Here is a 15,323-nt window from a genome sequence, read left to right on the forward strand (position 1 = left end):
ATGTCGCTAGTCGTGTCAACTGCTACAAAACACTTTCCGGCTTGGGCTTTTTTCTCACTGGTATCCAACGGCATACTGATGCTGGCTGTCATCTTGCTAATTTGGCAACAGCAAAAATTATCCATCTTTTCCAGTAATGCACCCCTCTCGGTTCCAGTTAGTCAACCCCAAGCTGTTGCACCAGAGTTAGGTCCCCGTCACCAACTCAATTACCAACAATGGGTAGATATTCTTAAACAAGAAGCCAACGTCGCTGCCGAAAAACGTCCCCAGCGCTTAAGCATAATGGCTGGGGATTCTCTAAGTTTGTGGTTTCCCGTCGAATTATTACCGGAAGATAGGAACTGGCTCAATCAAGGAATTTCTGGCGAAACCAGTCGTGGACTATTACAAAGATTGAATCTTTTTGACAAGACTCAACCAGAGACGATTTTTGTCATGATTGGCATTAATGACCTAATTCGTGGGGTCAATGATGAAGTCATTTTAGATAATCAGCGACAAATTCTCCGTTACCTACGAAAAACTCACCCCAAAACTCAAATCTTTGTTCAGTCGATTTTGCCTCATGGGGCAGAGGACGCAACCTGGGAAGGAAAAGAAAAACTTCTAGCCATTCCTAACAGCCGTATTCAGAAGTTAAATCAGCAATTACGAAGTATAGCTACTAAACAAAATGTTAAATATCTGGATTTGTATCCCTTGTTTACTAACCAAAAAGGAAATATCCGCCCAGAATTTACCACTGATGGCTTACACCTAAGCCCCGCAGGCTATGTGGTTTGGCGTACAGCGTTACAAGTTTATCAACAGGGAGTAGACAGATAAATTTACAATTCAAAACTTCTCTATTTTATATAGAAATCAGATTTGAATCTTGAAAAAGTCTAAGTATCTGTAGCATTGCCCACTGTGTTGTAGTTTTAGTGGGTGATGCTTACCTTAAGCGTATTTCAAAAATCAAATACTAATCTTGTATTTTACTCACTAATACAAAACCACGAGTTTTCTGAGAAACTGAATCAACTGTATTCATGGCTTTCCATAAATCTGTTGTCTTTACCCAAACTGGTGGGTATTTATAGCGGGAAACATCCATAATTAAAAATCTATCGGTTTGCTCATTGTAAGCAGCTAAAGGGGATATATGTCCCCCCCTTTCTTGTCCAATTTCCTTACGTAAATAATTAACTATGACAAAGTTTCCGTCCTGTTTTAAATTTTCTGCTACCTGTTTTCTAAATTCTTCTATATTTGTATTGCTAGCATGATTCACTTTGACTTCTACACCATAACTAGCTATTAATCCTCCCAGTTCGTCGAGAGTCATACCTTGACGAGCTACTACTTCAGGTGCGATTACTGCTTTAGTTTTTTCGTTGCTGAAAAAGTTGTCTTGAGTGAATACACGGTAGGGAGAATATTGAGATGTTTCTGGTGCATTAATTCTCAAGCTATTCAGCACCATAATTATACTAGCTACACCACAGTAAGCTTGATTAACTTGCGTAACGAACTGCATACTCAGATGAAAGAAGTCTTCTCTTGAGCGACTTGTCAGTAATAATTTTTCTCCTTCGTTGGTATTGAAGCCAATTAAATTAGGAGAAAGTGTCAAAGTTTGAGCCAGAACTTGGCTACTAGAAAGGCACAATCCAATAACTGTTGCTGGGATAAATAGTTTCATGATTATCACACACAGATGCAGAGATTTTGCTTAAAGAGTTTTGATGAGTCCTTTGGATTTACGGAACTCCCTTGCTACTTCTTTTATGTCTTGTAATTCGCCTTCAACTAAATAATTGAGTTGTCGCATTTCATCAGCAGCAATTTTACCAGTTAATTGCGCGATCGCTGTTTTTAATTGGGGATATTTTTTTAAGGTTTCTTGTCTGACAATTGGTGTTGCTTCGTAAGGAGGAAAGTATTGTTGATCATCTTTGAGAACTACTAAACCCAAACGAGAAATTTGTCCATCTGTCGAGTTACCCGCTACCATATCAACTTGTTTTTGAATTAAGGCACGATATATTAAACCCAAGTCCATAATTTGTGGTGGTTTAGTAAACTTCAAACCGTAAGTCTTGGCTAACCCAGGAAAACCATCCTCTCGTTCTAAAAATTCATAGCCAAAGCCACCGCGCCATTGGGGTGTATATTGAGCCGCGTCTGTGAGAGTTTGGACGTTATAGCGCCTCGCATCTTCGCCTCGAACAATGATGGCAAATGTATTTTCAAAACCTAAGCTAGGCATTACCTCTAGTTGAAACCGTTGATTATAAGCTTGTTTTAGCTTCTCGTAAACTACTTGAGGATTATTAATTACTGGTTGTTTTAATATACCAGTAAAAGCTGTGCCAGTATATTCAATATAAGCATCTATCTTGCCAGCAAGAATCGCATTATGACAAACAAAAGAGCCACCCAATCGTGGACGGCGAGCTACTTTTAAGCTAGTAGTTTCTTCAATTTGTTGCGCTAAAATTTCACCTAGAATGTCTTGTTCTGTAAAGTCTTTTGAGGCGATAATAATATCGCCAGTAGTTGTATTTGTGCTGGGACTACAACTAGCGATCGCCAGCACCAAAGTCAAAGATAATAAGAAAAATATTAAAAATCTCTTCATAATAAATAACCATAAGAAAGATAATTATTTTTATATAACTTAATTACGAATTAACCTTGAATTTTTGCTCTAACAGTCCAATTAATAAATCAGCTAATAAAGCAATTACCGCCGCAGGAACTGCCCCAGCTAAAATTAATTGATCATTGACTACGGCAATTCCTCGAAAAATAAACACGCCCAAACCACCAGCACCAATGGCAGCTGCAATAGTGGCAATTCCAATAGAGATAACTGTCGCTACTCGCACCCCAGCCAAAATAACTGCCATCGCTAAGGGAATTTCTACCTGTAATAATAATTGTCTATCAGTCATACCCATTCCCCGCCCAGCTTCTCGAATCGCCGGATCTACTCCAGAGATGCCTGTATAAGTATTACGAATTAGTGGCAAAAGAGAATATAAAGCCAGGGCAACAATTGCTGGAGTCGCACCAATACCACCAATTACAGGAACGGGGATGAGTAAGCCAAACAATGCTAAACTGGGTATAGTTTGGAGAACATTAGCTATACCTAAAATCGGTTGCCGCAGTTGTTTTTGGCGCGTGATTAAAATTCCTAAAGGAATGCCAATAATAATTGCAATACTAATAGCAATACCTACTAAAAATAAATGCTCTATCGTGCGTTGTAGGATTTCTGGAGCATACTTAATTAAGAAGAAATCTTTCATGGATTGGGGACTGGGGATTAGGGATTGGGGACTGGGGAGCTATGACCAATTTTGAATTTTGTAGCTTTAGCTTCCCGCAAGGTAATTTGAATTGATCAATTAGCTAGTTTGTAGAGAATACAGGCATTGTAGAAAAGCAAGACTTTCTGGATGCTGGGAAGCAATAAATTCATCTTTGGTTCCTAAAAATACCAACTCTCCTCCATACATTAACCCAATTCTTGATGCTAAAACGAAGGCTTCTTGGATATCGTGAGTAACAAAAACCACTGTCTTACCTAATTCCTGTTGTAATCGCTGAAACTCTCGTTGCAGTTCTAGGCGTGTAATGGGATCAAGTGCGCCAAATGGTTCATCCATCAACATAACTGGGGGATCTGCGGCTAAAGCTCTAGCGACACCGACTCTTTGCCTTTGTCCTCCAGATAATTCATGAGGGTAACGTTGAGCGAATTGTGCTGGATCTAAGCCTACCAAGTGCAGCAATTCATAAACCCGTGTCTTAATTTGTTTGGGTAGCCAGCCTTCTAAAGTTGGTACTAAACCCACGTTGCGTTCTACAGTGAAATGGGGAAATAGCCCCGTTTCTTGAATTACATAACCAATCTTGCGCCGCAGTTTAATTTCATCCCACTGATTTGTAGGTATTCCTTGAAATAAAACTTCGCCTTGGGTGGGTGTAAACAGACGATTGATTAATTTCATGGTGGTAGTTTTGCCACTACCGCTACGTCCGAGTAATACTAGTGCTTCTCCTTCGTAGATGGCAAAGTTGAGATGGGATACGAGAGGACGATGATTGCGGCTAAATGTAACATCACGGAATTCAATCATTGCTGATTTGGTTTGCGGCATAATATTCATTTTTAATTCGTAGCAGGACTGACGCAACTGGCACAATAGTAGGGTGCATCAGATGTGGAAAATTCCTAAATTTGTACGAAATTAGTGGGACTGACGCACCCTATAGTTAGTTTGATTATGACACTTGCGTAATATCAATTCTCTATAAATTTGTATCTCAGTAGCTTTAGGTTCCGGTAGGGTATTTTGAATTTTAAATTTTGTTGGCGTAGCCTTCCCGAAGGGTATTTTGAATTGATTCATATGATTGGTCACCCAAAACATAATCTCAGCAAAAAACGCACCGCGTTATGTGGCGGTGCGTGATAGCAAAGCTAAATTAATGAGTTAATTTACGGCTAACAGTGCTTTTGTTGCTGATTCTCCAGACTTTTTCAATTGACGCGTGATTTGAAACATTAATAAACCCAAAATCCCACCGTGTCCCAGAAGTGCTAAAAAAGCGGTCATTATTGGTATATAGCCAGTTGATGGGTACAAAATAATTATTGGTGCAGCCACAGAAAGTAACCACAGGAAAGGTTGATTACCTGGGTTAGAAAACAACATTGCTAAAACGATGGGTGGCAAAATAATAACAGTGCCTACCATCCCATTAGCCCAAAAGAGCCTCTGTTCATTTTTCATCAATAGGAGTAGTTGAGCCAAGGCTGCATAAATGATGGCTAAACTACCTGCAAAAACTACAGATAGAAGGACAATAAGTTTATCAGATGTAGACCCCGGTACAACTAAAGTAAAGAAAATTAAACAGCTAATAGCAATTATGGCATTGATGGCGATCGCTAATATGCCAGGACTTTTTTCACCCCAAATCAAATCGCTGATTAATTTGCTTTTACCTAGCTTCTGGGACATATACATATGTCGATAGCGTGACCAATCTTGTAGAGTTTGACGGTTGGGAGTCAGTGCTGCAATCAGATACAAAAATAGCCCCAAGTCCAAAAACATTAAGGTAGCTAAATTTTCCTTTAATCCTAAATAAGAGTAAGATTTATCTAGGAATTGTGATTGCCAATTGGCAAATCCCAAAGTCAAAATAACAAAGCATGAAGTTAATAAATAACTTTGCTTTTTACTCAACATAGTGGCATTTTTATCTCGATAGCAACGATTTAGAGATTGCCAAAAAAAGTAAGTTCCAATTAAATAAACCAAGATATTGAAGCATACCATAATAGGCAAACTGCTTCCCAATGGTAGAGCGAACCAATGAAGCCCAGCAAATTCAAATTCACCAGAATAATCGTTTAGAAAATAATTTGGGCTAAATAAATGAAAGATAGTAAATGGATAATTACCTGTTCTGCTATCTCGCAAGGCTGCTTTAGCAAGTAAGTGAAACCCTAAAATTAACCCACTACCTAACCAAGCTTGAAAGCCGCCTAACCAAGTACCTACCAAACCAAATAATAAGGCTCCACTATAGTAAAAAATGCTAGATACTATCAAAATTCCATAAAAACAAAAAATCTGAATTAAGGGAATTTGTGCGTTTATTCCTAAAGATAAATGAAACGGAATTGCTAGTGATAACCCAAAATACAAGAGAATGGGAACTCCTAACATTTTGCCATAGAGAATGCTTTCAGGCGATTGGGGGCTAAGTCGAATAAAATTGAGTGTAGCTCGCCGTTCTTCTGTTGCTAAGTCGCTAATAAGTAAGTAAGCTCCTCCTACCAACAGAGCCAAGATAGCAGTAAAACTGAGCAACGTAAAGACATCTTGACTCCATAGTTGCCAGTTAATTATGACACGATCATATTCATCTAATAAACAAGGTGGTGAATTAAAGTCATTGGTAACACCTGTACAATATTTATGGGTGATTTCATAGGAAGGATTGATATATTGTGTTGGTAGTTGAGTTTGGCAGTAAATAAAGAGGATGAATTGACTTAGCAAAGATACAGCAACAGCCAGCAAAATATTACGAAGTTGCCAACGCCCTTTAATTTCTCGTAACAATTGCGGATTCCATTCGCTTAGTTTGTACATAAAATTTTGCATGATTGGCGGAACTCCAAAAATAGGCATTGATAATATTGACTAATTAAGATGCTTGTTTGTGTCCTAATTTCAAGAAGATACTTTCTAAATCTTCTTGTGTACAATGAAAGTTAGTTATAGGAATACCGGAGAGAATGAGCGATCGCAGTAATTCTGCACAATCATCTTGTGTACCAGCAAAATTAACCCTTATGCTATTTTTTCCCGGTATTTTCTCACATTGCTCGACTAAGGGATAATTTTTTAATTCACTCATAAGAGATTCTAAACTACCTGATGTAGATAACATAATCTGTTGCTGAGAAAGTCGTTGGTAAAGTGCTTGCAGTGAAGCGCTTTCTACTAAAAAACCCAACTCCATAATCCCTACAGATGTACAAAGTTCGGCTAAATCACTCAAAACATGAGAAGAAATTAATATTGTCATCCCCGCTTCTTGCAACGCTTTAATGATTTGCCGAAACTGCATTCTCGCAATGGGATCAAGCCCAGAAACAGGCTCATCTAACAGCAGTAAAATGGGTTCATGAATAATCGTTCGCGCTAAACTCAAGCGCTGTTTCATCCCCCGTGATAGGGTGGAAATTTGGCTTTTACGTTTATTTTCTAGTTGTATCAGTTCTAAAACTTCATGTAGGCGTTGAGTCCGGCGTGGTTCCCGCAAGCGATACAGCCGCGCAAAATAATCTAAGTAATCCCAGACTGTTAAATCTTCATACAGAGGATAGTCATCAGGTAGGTAGCCAAGGTGACGCTTGAGAGTAGAGTTACTTTTATCAAGTCGGAGATGTTCCCCATTAATATAAATCTCTCCGGTAGTTGGTTCCTCAGCTGCTGCTAACATTCGGATGAGAGTTGTTTTTCCCGCACCATTCGGCCCAATTAACCCATATACTTCACCCATTTGGATCTCTAAATCAACGTCATTGACAGCAATATGTCGTTCAAATTGCTTAGTTAATCCACGGGTACGAATTGCTAATTCTTTTACCATAGGGAAACACAAAAAATAAATTATCCGAAATTAATGGTTTGGTAGGGTGCATCAGTATGAATAATTTTTGTTTTGATACCATTTCTTAATGAAGATGTGCTTGATTCTGGACTGTAGAGACCTTGTATGCAACGTCTCTACATCATTTATCGGGTGCAACTTCATAGAGAATTGATATGAGTAACCGATGCAGGTAATAGGTAATATTCCAATTACCTATTACCCATTAGCAGATTCTCAATCCCCTGATGGGTGAGGAATTTTATCTAGAAGTCCATAGCTGCTGGAGTGCGCCTGTTGTTTAAACACTAACCTACCTTGTGTATACAGATTGTGCCAGTTTCGTTTCGGAAATTGAAACTGAAGTGATCTTATTGACACCAAAATAAGCTGCCTTGGGATAGATGTAATTAAAAGACATAATGATTAGTGTGACTATTTAGCACGGTTGATAACGCAAGTGAGAGAATAAAAAAGCAAACACTTGCTTTATGGTGTAAATAGCATATTTGTGATTTATCAAACCATTGGCAATTTCTATCTAATTTTGGGTTAGGGGTGAGTGGTTGTCATATGATTGAAAACTGCCGCGTCACTTGCTATGAGTCTAGGAACCCTAGTTAACTCGTGGTTCGGAGAAAAGGCACATTAAACTAGATCAAGAACAACTAGCGACTAACAACTAACATACGTAGTTTATTTAGACGAGGTAGACAAGCGGATTATTCTCATGAAAAGGTTGTTGAAATATCTGAGTCTAGGTTTATTGTCTATTGGTTTTGCCGCTAAACCAGGTTTAAGTGCTGAACGTATCAGTCTTTTTTACCCCCCCTTTGGTGAATTTTCTTTACCTGTTAGTTCGTTAGAAACCTTTGCTAAGCAAGGGAAGATTGATGGTGATTTACAGTTTTATGCTCAACGTGCAACTCCCGAACAGTTGGCACAACTACGGGAGTTTCTACAACAACGCTTTGATGTCACTCCTACCTTCATATCTCAAATTACTTACTCACCAATCGGTGAACAGGTTTTGCAACGCCTGGGAGACATAGTACAGACTGATTCCCGCCGCAATGGCTTTTATGCTTTGCGTTCTGCATTGATTCTATCCGCCGCCAAACCACAGGGTTTCTCAGTTATTAATGTCTTACGTAATTTTCCCAGTGATAATTTGCGGCTGAATTTCTCAGAGGGTGTGAGAATAGTTGATGACTTGTCACAATTGACTAAAAATAGGGATAGAGTAGTTGCGTCTCTGCAACAAGATGCGGTAGCTCAGACTGTTGTTTCTAATGAAAATTTATCTAAACTACCAGATTTACGATCGCCTGGAAAGTTCCGTTGGCAAATAGTCAATTTCACCTTAAATGATCCTCAGCGCAATCGCCGTTTACCAGTAGATTTATATTTACCACAAGCTAATACAGATACTCAAGGACAACCACCTTTTCCCCTAGTTGTGATTTCTCACGGCATCGCCTCAGACCGCTATAGTTTTATTTACCTGGCTGAACATCTAGCATCCTACGGTTTTGCTGTTGCTGTATTAGAGCATCCTGGTAGTAATGCTAAACGCTTCGAGCAATATTTTGCAGGTTTGGCAAGTCCGCCAGAACCTAGAGAATTTGTTGACAGACCTTTAGATATTAAGGTGCTTCTCGATGAACTCCAGCGTTTGGAACAGTCCGATCCCAGGCTCCAGGGTAAACTCAATTTTCAACAAATTGGGGCGATCGGTCAATCCTTTGGTGGTTATACGGTTTTGTCCTTGGGAGGGGCAAAAATAAATTTTAACCAACTCAACCAGGACTGTAACCCCGAAAATTCTAGTTTGAATATATCTTTACTGTTGCAGTGTGAAGCTAATCAATTATTGCCGCAAGATTATCAGTTGCAAGACAGCCGTATTAAAGCAGTCATTGCCATTAATCCTATTAGTAGCTCTATTTTTGGCGAAAGCGGTATCAGTCAGATTAAACTTCCTGTGATGATGGTAGCAGGTAGTCAAGATATTTTCGCCCCACCTGTACCCGAACAAATTCGCCCTTTTACTTGGCTTCCTAACCCCTATAAATATTTAGTCTTAATTGACAATGCTACCCACTTCACTCTCATCGGCGATTCACCCCAAGGGAAGAATGTCTTACCTGTACCAAGTGGACTGCTTGGCCCTGACAGAACTGCGGCTTATTCCTATCTCAAGGCTTTAAGTGTGGCTTTTTTACAAGCCAATCTACTCAATCGTCCCGAATATCGCTCTTATTTGCAGCCTTCTTACGCTCAATCTATTAGCCAAGCTCCTCTAAGTCTGAATATTTTGCAGTCATTAACTGCTGAACAATTGATGGAAATTAGGGAGTAGGGAATGGGTAATGGGTAATGGGGGAAAGAGTTGATGTCCAGATGTTGGATACAACTTTTTTTCTAATGACAACTAACAACTGACCAATAACAATTTCAGTATTATTGCTGACGACAAACTAAGTGAAATTGTTCTGCGACAATATATCTTTTTTGTGTCTTCTTTGTGTCTTTGATATAACAATTTTCTATTAATTCAAAACCTTTCATTTAATTGTCAGGGGATCACCACATTCATCACAAAGCATTCATAAAAACTTATATAAAAACAGATTGTTTATATATCTGATTGTTAACAAGTATTAAGAAATACTTATTAAAGAATATTGCAAGTCCTTGATTTAATTGCTAACGTGTGTGAAGGCAACGATGCTGATAAACGCTCTGATATTAGAAGAGGTAAAACCTATGAGCCATATCCATTCAGCCAAATATGTAAGAACTTGATTGCAATCTGCGAACTACAACCAATGCAGATTAGCCCATATATATCGTTGCTAGAGGCTAATTGCTGTTGTGACATTGAATGCAACTAAAAATTTGTTTTACCTCACGGTGATTAGTTAACGATGAAATGAGGTAAGACTGGGACTCTGGAGGATAAAATCCATGAATATTCGAGGTAAAGTAGCCCTGGTGACCGGGGCTTCCCGTGGAATTGGGCGAGCGATCGCTTTAGAATTAGCACAACAAGGAATACACAGATTAATTTTAGTGGCACGCGATCGCCAAAAGTTAAGAGAAGTCGCCCAGGAAGTAGAGGCGATGGGAGTCCAAGCCACAACATTGGCGATTGATTTAACACAAGCCACAGAGGTAAACATTGCCATAGCGCAACTATGGCGCAATTATGGCCCCATTCACTTACTTGTTAACTGTGCTGGCGTTGCATACCAAAGTTCATTCTTGCAATCAAAACTTCCCCAAGTACAAGAAGAACTTTCTGTGAATTTATTGGGAATGTATACCCTCACCAGCCTCATCGCCAAACGTATGGCTAGCCAAAGACAAGGAACTATTGTCAATGTTTCCAGCTTAATGGGGAAAGTAGCTGCACCAACAATGGCGACTTATTCAGCCACAAAGTTTGCTATCTTAGGCTTTACCCAAGCCTTGCGCCGTGAACTCGCTGAGTACAACATCCAAGTAAAGGCGTTATTACCATCCCTCACCGACACAGATATGGTGCGTGACTTAAAACTATTTCGCTGGGTGATTCCCATGACACCCCAAGAAGTAGCCAAAGCGCTAATTGCTGGACTAGAAAAAGATGCACCAGAAATTTTAGTAGGATGGCAAAGTCATTTAGCCGTGTGGTGTCAACGTTTAGCCCCTTGGTTACTGGAATTGGTTTTAAAAATTGCCACACCACCAGCTATTAGACAACAACAATCTGACGAAAACTTGAGCTTTTGGGCAAAAATCCAGCGTTTTGGCGATTTCTTCTTTTCTGGAAACAAGTTTCCCTTCGTATTCGCCCGCAAAACCTGACGTAAATTTCTAATTAGTTCCCAAATTCCCTCAGTTACAAGCTGATGGAATTTTTTGGCGACATCACACCAATTCAAAATTAATTACGAATTATACACCCCTAAAACCCATACACCCTTACACACCTACACCCTATTAATTACGAATTACCAATTACCCATTACCAATTACCCATTACCAACTACCATAATCAATACTCATTGTTGCGGAGCAACTAAAATGCTGTCCTTACAAAATACTCCCTTGCCAGAAATGATTGATGGTTTGCCAAATATATCTGGTTGGGAAGCTGAGGTTCTCTCTGTTGTTAACAATGATGCGCCAGTCTTCTTACCCACAACGAATATTAAGTTAGAAGATGTGAATGCAGTATTTGCGATCGCTTTACATATGCACCAACCAACTATACCAGCAGGTGATGGTGGTGAACTGATCAGCAATCTGCAATATATGTTTGCACGCCCCCACGAAGGCGATAACCACAACGCCGGGCCTTTTGCCTATTGTTACAGCCGCATGGGGGAGTTCATCCCCGAACTAGTCAGCCAAGGTTGCAATCCCCGCGTTATGTTGGACTACTCTGGTAATCTCCTGTGGGGACTCCGACAAATGGGGCGCAATGATGTCTTAGATAGTCTCAAGCGTGTTACACAAGAACGCACATATCAACCTTATGTAGAATGGTTAGGAACAATGTGGGGTCATGCTGTTGTTCCTTCCACACCAATCAAAGATATTAAATTACATATCTTGGCATGGCAACAACATTTTGCAGCAATTTTTGGCTGGGAAGCATTAGCCAGAGTTAAAGGATTTTCTCCGCCAGAAATGCACCTGCCAAATCACCCTGATACATTATTTCAATTTGTCAAAGCCCTCAAAGAATGCGGTTATCGCTGGTTACTTGTCCAAGAACATACTGTAGAAACAATCGACGGGCAATCGCTAACTGATAAACATTTACCCCATCGTTTGATTGCCAGAAATTCCCAAGGTGAAACTATTAGTATCATTGCCTTAATTAAAACCCAAGGTTCTGATACTAAATTAGTTGCTCAAATGCAGCCATACTACGAAGCGAAAACTTTATCAAAGCGCCGATTAGGCAATGTAGAAATTCCCCCCATAGTTAGTCAAATTGGTGATGGTGAAAATGGCGGCGTGATGATGAATGAATTTCCCAGCGCCTTCAAACAAGCATGGTGGGATATGGTAAATCATGGTGGTGGAAAATCCGGTGTCGTCGGGGTATGTGGCACAGAATATTTAGAATTAATTGCGGCGGCTGGTGTTAAACCTGAAGACTTTCCTTCTTGTCAGCCGGTGGGACAACACCAAATCTGGCAGCGAGTTTCACCAGATAATAATCAACCAGAAGCTGTGGAGAATACCATTCAAGAAATCAAGCAAATTAATCCTAACTTTCATCTAGAAGGAGCTTCTTGGACAAATCATATTAGTTGGGTAAAGGGATACGAAAATGTTTTATCTCCCATGTATGAATTGAGTAGTTTATTTCATCAAAAGTTTGATAATTTATTACTCAATGATTCATATTCATCTATTACCAAACAAGCTGATTATCGCCAAGCGTTGTTATATAATCTTCTTTTGCAGACAAGCTGTTTCCGCTATTGGGGACAAGGTGCTTGGACTGATTACGCCCGTGAAATTTATCAACGTGGTAAGAGTCTATTGACATCATGATTTTATTGAGAAACTACTTATAACGCAATACAGTTCAGTTAAGGCAAAAACTTAGACTGGTGTAGGTTGGGTGGAGGAACGGAACCCAACATTTTCAAGATTTTTCACCCAGTCCCCAGTCCCCAGTCCCCAGCTATATTTTGTGACCAATCATCAGGGAAATAAGCGCCTAACACACCCTACTGATTGCTTGTCAACCAGAAAAAATTACACCAAGTTTAAGAAATCAGCCCTAAGAGAGTTGAAGTGATAACTTATATGATTAGTTGCCCAGAAGGGCGCAAATTATGAAAAGCTTTTCATCTCTCTTTGGTAACACTAAAAAAAATAAATTAGCTCGCTTTACAACTCCATTAATAGCTGCACTGGCGTTAGCTGGGGGGATTAACTCTGCTGATGCCATTAACATAAAAACATCCACGCCTACAGAAATTACTTCAGCATCAGTCCGAGTAGAACCGACAAAACCAACTATTGTTCAGTATCAGGCGGCGGCGGTTGATCCTTTTGTACTCATTCCCATTGTGTTGGTTGGCGGTCTAGTAATATTTGTCCCTTTGTTTTTTGGTGGTTTGGTAGTAATTGGTGAACGTGAGGTTGGTGTAGTCGTCAGAAAATTTACGTTTTCTGGCAAGGGTTTGCCAGCCGGACAGTTGATAGCCCTCAATGGTGAAGCAGGTTTACAAGCAGATACCCTCGCCCCTGGTTGGCATTGGGGTTACTGGCCTTGGCAGTACTCTGTACGCAAAGAACCTGTAGTTGTTGTACCTCAAGGTGAAATCGCCGTTATTGTAGCGGCTGATGGTGCATCAAACCCCCCAGAGAGGATTTTAGGTAAAATCGTCGATTGTGATAACTTCCAAGATGCCCGAAAATTCCTGACTCAAGGCGGTGAAAAGGGTCGGCAAATGGGATTTCTCACGGCAGGGACATACCGCATTAATACTGCCCTGTTTAAAGTTATCATGGCAGCAAATGCTAGTAGCCACGGCATGAGTCCCGAACAGTTGCGGGTGTATACTGTTGCCTCTGATAAGGTGGGTATTGTTACTACCTTGGATGGTATACCCATTAATGTAGGTGAAATTGCTGGGTCAGTAATTACTGGACATGATAATTTCCAAAACGGTCAAAAGTTTCTGGATGGTGGCGGACGTAGGGGTTTACAAGAACAGATTCTACTTTCTGGTTCCTGGAACTTAAACCCTTGGTTTGTCAATGTTGAGCAAGTACCAATGACGGAAATTCCCATTGGTTATGTGGGTGTGGTGATTTCCTTCGTTGGCAAAGCTCAAGAAGATGTAAGCGGTGCAGCTTTCACCCACGGTAACTTGGTGAATCCTGGTCATAAGGGCGTATGGGTTGAGCCGTTGTATCCGGGTAAACACCCACTCAACACCCGCATCATGAAAGTGGAGTTAGTGCCGACTATTAATATAGTGTTGAACTGGTCAGGACGGACTGAACGCCATAAATACGATGCCAATTTAGAAGCTTTGACAGTGCGTTCTAAAGATGGGTTTGCCTTTGATTTGGAAGTGTCGCAAATCATCCATGTCGGCGCTTTGGATGCGCCTAAGGTAATTTCGCGCGTTGGTTCTATGCAAAATTTGGTTGATAACGTTCTAGAACCAAGTATTGGCAACTATTTCCGCAACTCGGCGCAAGATTATACAGTGTTGGACTTCTTAAACGCCCGGAGTGAACGGCAAGTAGAAGCATCTGAATATATCAAAGCAGCATTGCGGACTTATGATGTGCAAGCAATTGATACCTTAATTGGGGATATTCAGCCGCCAGCGTCGTTGATGCAGACACAAACAGACCGGAAAATTGCTGAGGAAGAACGCAAAACCTACGAAGTTCAGCAGATGGCGCAAACCCAACGTCAACAGCTTGTACGGGAAACAGCCCTGGCTGATATCCAACGAGAAATGGTGACATCAGAACAGAGTGTGCAAATCGCTGAACTAAAAGCCCAAGCGCAAATTAAGCAAGCAAACGGTGAAGCCGAGGGAACAAAACTCCGGGCTATGGCTGAAGCGGAAGGTATCCGGGCAACAGGTAACGCGAAAGCGGAAACTTACAGTCATGGTGTGCAAGCATTGGGTATACAAGGCTATACGGCTATGCAAATGATGCAGATTATCGGCGATCGCAATGTCCGTTTAATTCCTGATATCTTGGTTGGTGGTAGTAATGGCAGCACTAATGGCTTAGTTGATGGGTTGCTGTCGATGATTTTGTGGAATCAGACTAATAAAACAGGTGAAGTTACATCGCCACTAGCAACTACAACCCCACCACTATCACCAAATGGTAATTCTCAGTTGGTTGTGGAGTTGCCTAAAGATAAGTAAGTCGGTGTGAATATTTATCAGGTTCTCTCCGACGCGGGGAGAGGCTTAAAACCCTGATTCTTTGGTACTCAGTATCTGTAGGGTGGGCATCGCCCACCTTATCATGGTTGTGGTGGGCATTGCCCACCCTACATATATTTCAGAAAATACTAGTCCTATAACCCACATTCCGCAGGTAATCCCTCTTTTGTTACTACGGGGAGAGTATAATCAGGAAGAAAGCAGACAAAG

At 40.5% G+C, this 15,323-nt stretch carries 11 protein-coding genes; 5 read left to right on the forward strand and 6 right to left on the reverse strand.

Features of this window, described 5'->3' with window-relative positions; translation table 11 throughout:
- Positions 1-12 precede the first annotated feature (12 nt).
- Positions 13-828 (forward strand): SGNH/GDSL hydrolase family protein, encoded by an 816-nt coding sequence (locus ACM5QX_RS13230; RefSeq protein WP_414753909.1) that lies wholly within the window; start codon positions 13-15, stop codon positions 826-828.
- A 139-nt stretch (positions 829-967) separates the two neighbouring features.
- On the opposite strand, the gene ACM5QX_RS13235 is transcribed toward ACM5QX_RS13230, so the two are convergent.
- The 6 genes from ACM5QX_RS13235 to ACM5QX_RS13260 all read right to left on the reverse strand — a co-directional run bounded on the left by ACM5QX_RS13235 (position 968) and on the right by ACM5QX_RS13260 (position 7,173).
- A complete protein-coding gene (locus ACM5QX_RS13235) occupies positions 968-1,687 on the reverse strand; it encodes a phytochelatin synthase family protein (protein ID WP_414753910.1) in 720 nt (239 codons plus the stop codon).
- 30 nt (positions 1,688-1,717) lie between these two features.
- Positions 1,718-2,626: a glycine betaine ABC transporter substrate-binding protein gene (locus ACM5QX_RS13240; RefSeq protein WP_414753911.1), complete on the reverse strand. Its 909-nt coding sequence runs from the start codon at positions 2,624-2,626 to the stop codon at positions 1,718-1,720.
- A gap of 43 nt (positions 2,627-2,669) precedes the next feature.
- Positions 2,670-3,302, reverse strand: a complete 633-nt coding sequence (locus tag ACM5QX_RS13245; RefSeq protein ID WP_414753912.1) for an ABC transporter permease — start codon at positions 3,300-3,302, stop codon at positions 2,670-2,672.
- A gap of 99 nt (positions 3,303-3,401) precedes the next feature.
- Entirely contained in the window at positions 3,402-4,157 is a 756-nt protein-coding gene (locus ACM5QX_RS13250) for an ATP-binding cassette domain-containing protein (protein WP_414753913.1), read from the reverse strand.
- Positions 4,158-4,493: 336 nt separating this feature from the next.
- Positions 4,494-6,167, reverse strand: a complete 1,674-nt coding sequence (locus ACM5QX_RS13255) for a hypothetical protein (protein ID WP_414753914.1) — start codon at positions 6,165-6,167, stop codon at positions 4,494-4,496.
- Between the two features lie 55 nt (positions 6,168-6,222).
- Positions 6,223-7,173: an ABC transporter ATP-binding protein gene (locus tag ACM5QX_RS13260; RefSeq protein WP_414753915.1), complete on the reverse strand. Its 951-nt coding sequence runs from the start codon at positions 7,171-7,173 to the stop codon at positions 6,223-6,225.
- 730 nt (positions 7,174-7,903) lie between these two features.
- On the opposite strand from ACM5QX_RS13260, the gene ACM5QX_RS13265 reads away from it, so the two are divergent.
- The 4 genes from ACM5QX_RS13265 (at position 7,904) to ACM5QX_RS13280 (ending at position 15,092) form a co-directional block, all read left to right on the forward strand.
- Positions 7,904-9,535 (forward strand): alpha/beta hydrolase, encoded by a 1,632-nt coding sequence (locus ACM5QX_RS13265; RefSeq protein WP_414753916.1) that lies wholly within the window; start codon positions 7,904-7,906, stop codon positions 9,533-9,535.
- Positions 9,536-10,143: 608 nt separating this feature from the next.
- Positions 10,144-11,025: an SDR family NAD(P)-dependent oxidoreductase gene (locus ACM5QX_RS13270; RefSeq protein WP_414753917.1), complete on the forward strand. Its 882-nt coding sequence runs from the start codon at positions 10,144-10,146 to the stop codon at positions 11,023-11,025.
- Between the two features lie 219 nt (positions 11,026-11,244).
- Entirely contained in the window at positions 11,245-12,732 is a 1,488-nt protein-coding gene (locus ACM5QX_RS13275; RefSeq protein ID WP_414753918.1) for a glycosyl hydrolase family 57, read from the forward strand.
- A gap of 287 nt (positions 12,733-13,019) precedes the next feature.
- Positions 13,020-15,092, forward strand: a complete 2,073-nt coding sequence (locus ACM5QX_RS13280; RefSeq protein ID WP_414753919.1) for an SPFH domain-containing protein — start codon at positions 13,020-13,022, stop codon at positions 15,090-15,092.
- The last annotated feature ends 231 nt before the right edge of the window (positions 15,093-15,323 follow it).

Source organism: Anabaena sp. CCY 9910, from assembly GCF_963920875.1.
GTDB lineage: Bacteria > Cyanobacteriota > Cyanobacteriia > Cyanobacteriales > Nostocaceae > Trichormus > Trichormus variabilis.

Bases quoted from the DNA above. Each gene is read 5' to 3' on its own strand.
- ACM5QX_RS13235 (WP_414753910.1), bottom strand. From the start codon at position 1,687: ATGAAACTATTTATCCCAGCAACAGTTATTGGATTGTGCCTTTCTAGT.
- ACM5QX_RS13240 (WP_414753911.1), bottom strand. From the start codon at position 2,626: ATGAAGAGATTTTTAATATTTTTCTTATTATCTTTGACTTTGGTGCTG.
- ACM5QX_RS13245 (WP_414753912.1), bottom strand. From the start codon at position 3,302: ATGAAAGATTTCTTCTTAATTAAGTATGCTCCAGAAATCCTACAACGC.
- ACM5QX_RS13250 (WP_414753913.1), bottom strand. From the start codon at position 4,157: ATGCCGCAAACCAAATCAGCAATGATTGAATTCCGTGATGTTACATTT.
- ACM5QX_RS13255 (WP_414753914.1), bottom strand. From the start codon at position 6,167: ATGTACAAACTAAGCGAATGGAATCCGCAATTGTTACGAGAAATTAAA.
- ACM5QX_RS13260 (WP_414753915.1), bottom strand. From the start codon at position 7,173: ATGGTAAAAGAATTAGCAATTCGTACCCGTGGATTAACTAAGCAATTT.
- ACM5QX_RS13265 (WP_414753916.1), top strand. From the start codon at position 7,904: ATGAAAAGGTTGTTGAAATATCTGAGTCTAGGTTTATTGTCTATTGGT.
- ACM5QX_RS13270 (WP_414753917.1), top strand. From the start codon at position 10,144: ATGAATATTCGAGGTAAAGTAGCCCTGGTGACCGGGGCTTCCCGTGGA.
- ACM5QX_RS13275 (WP_414753918.1), top strand. From the start codon at position 11,245: ATGCTGTCCTTACAAAATACTCCCTTGCCAGAAATGATTGATGGTTTG.
- ACM5QX_RS13280 (WP_414753919.1), top strand. From the start codon at position 13,020: ATGAAAAGCTTTTCATCTCTCTTTGGTAACACTAAAAAAAATAAATTA.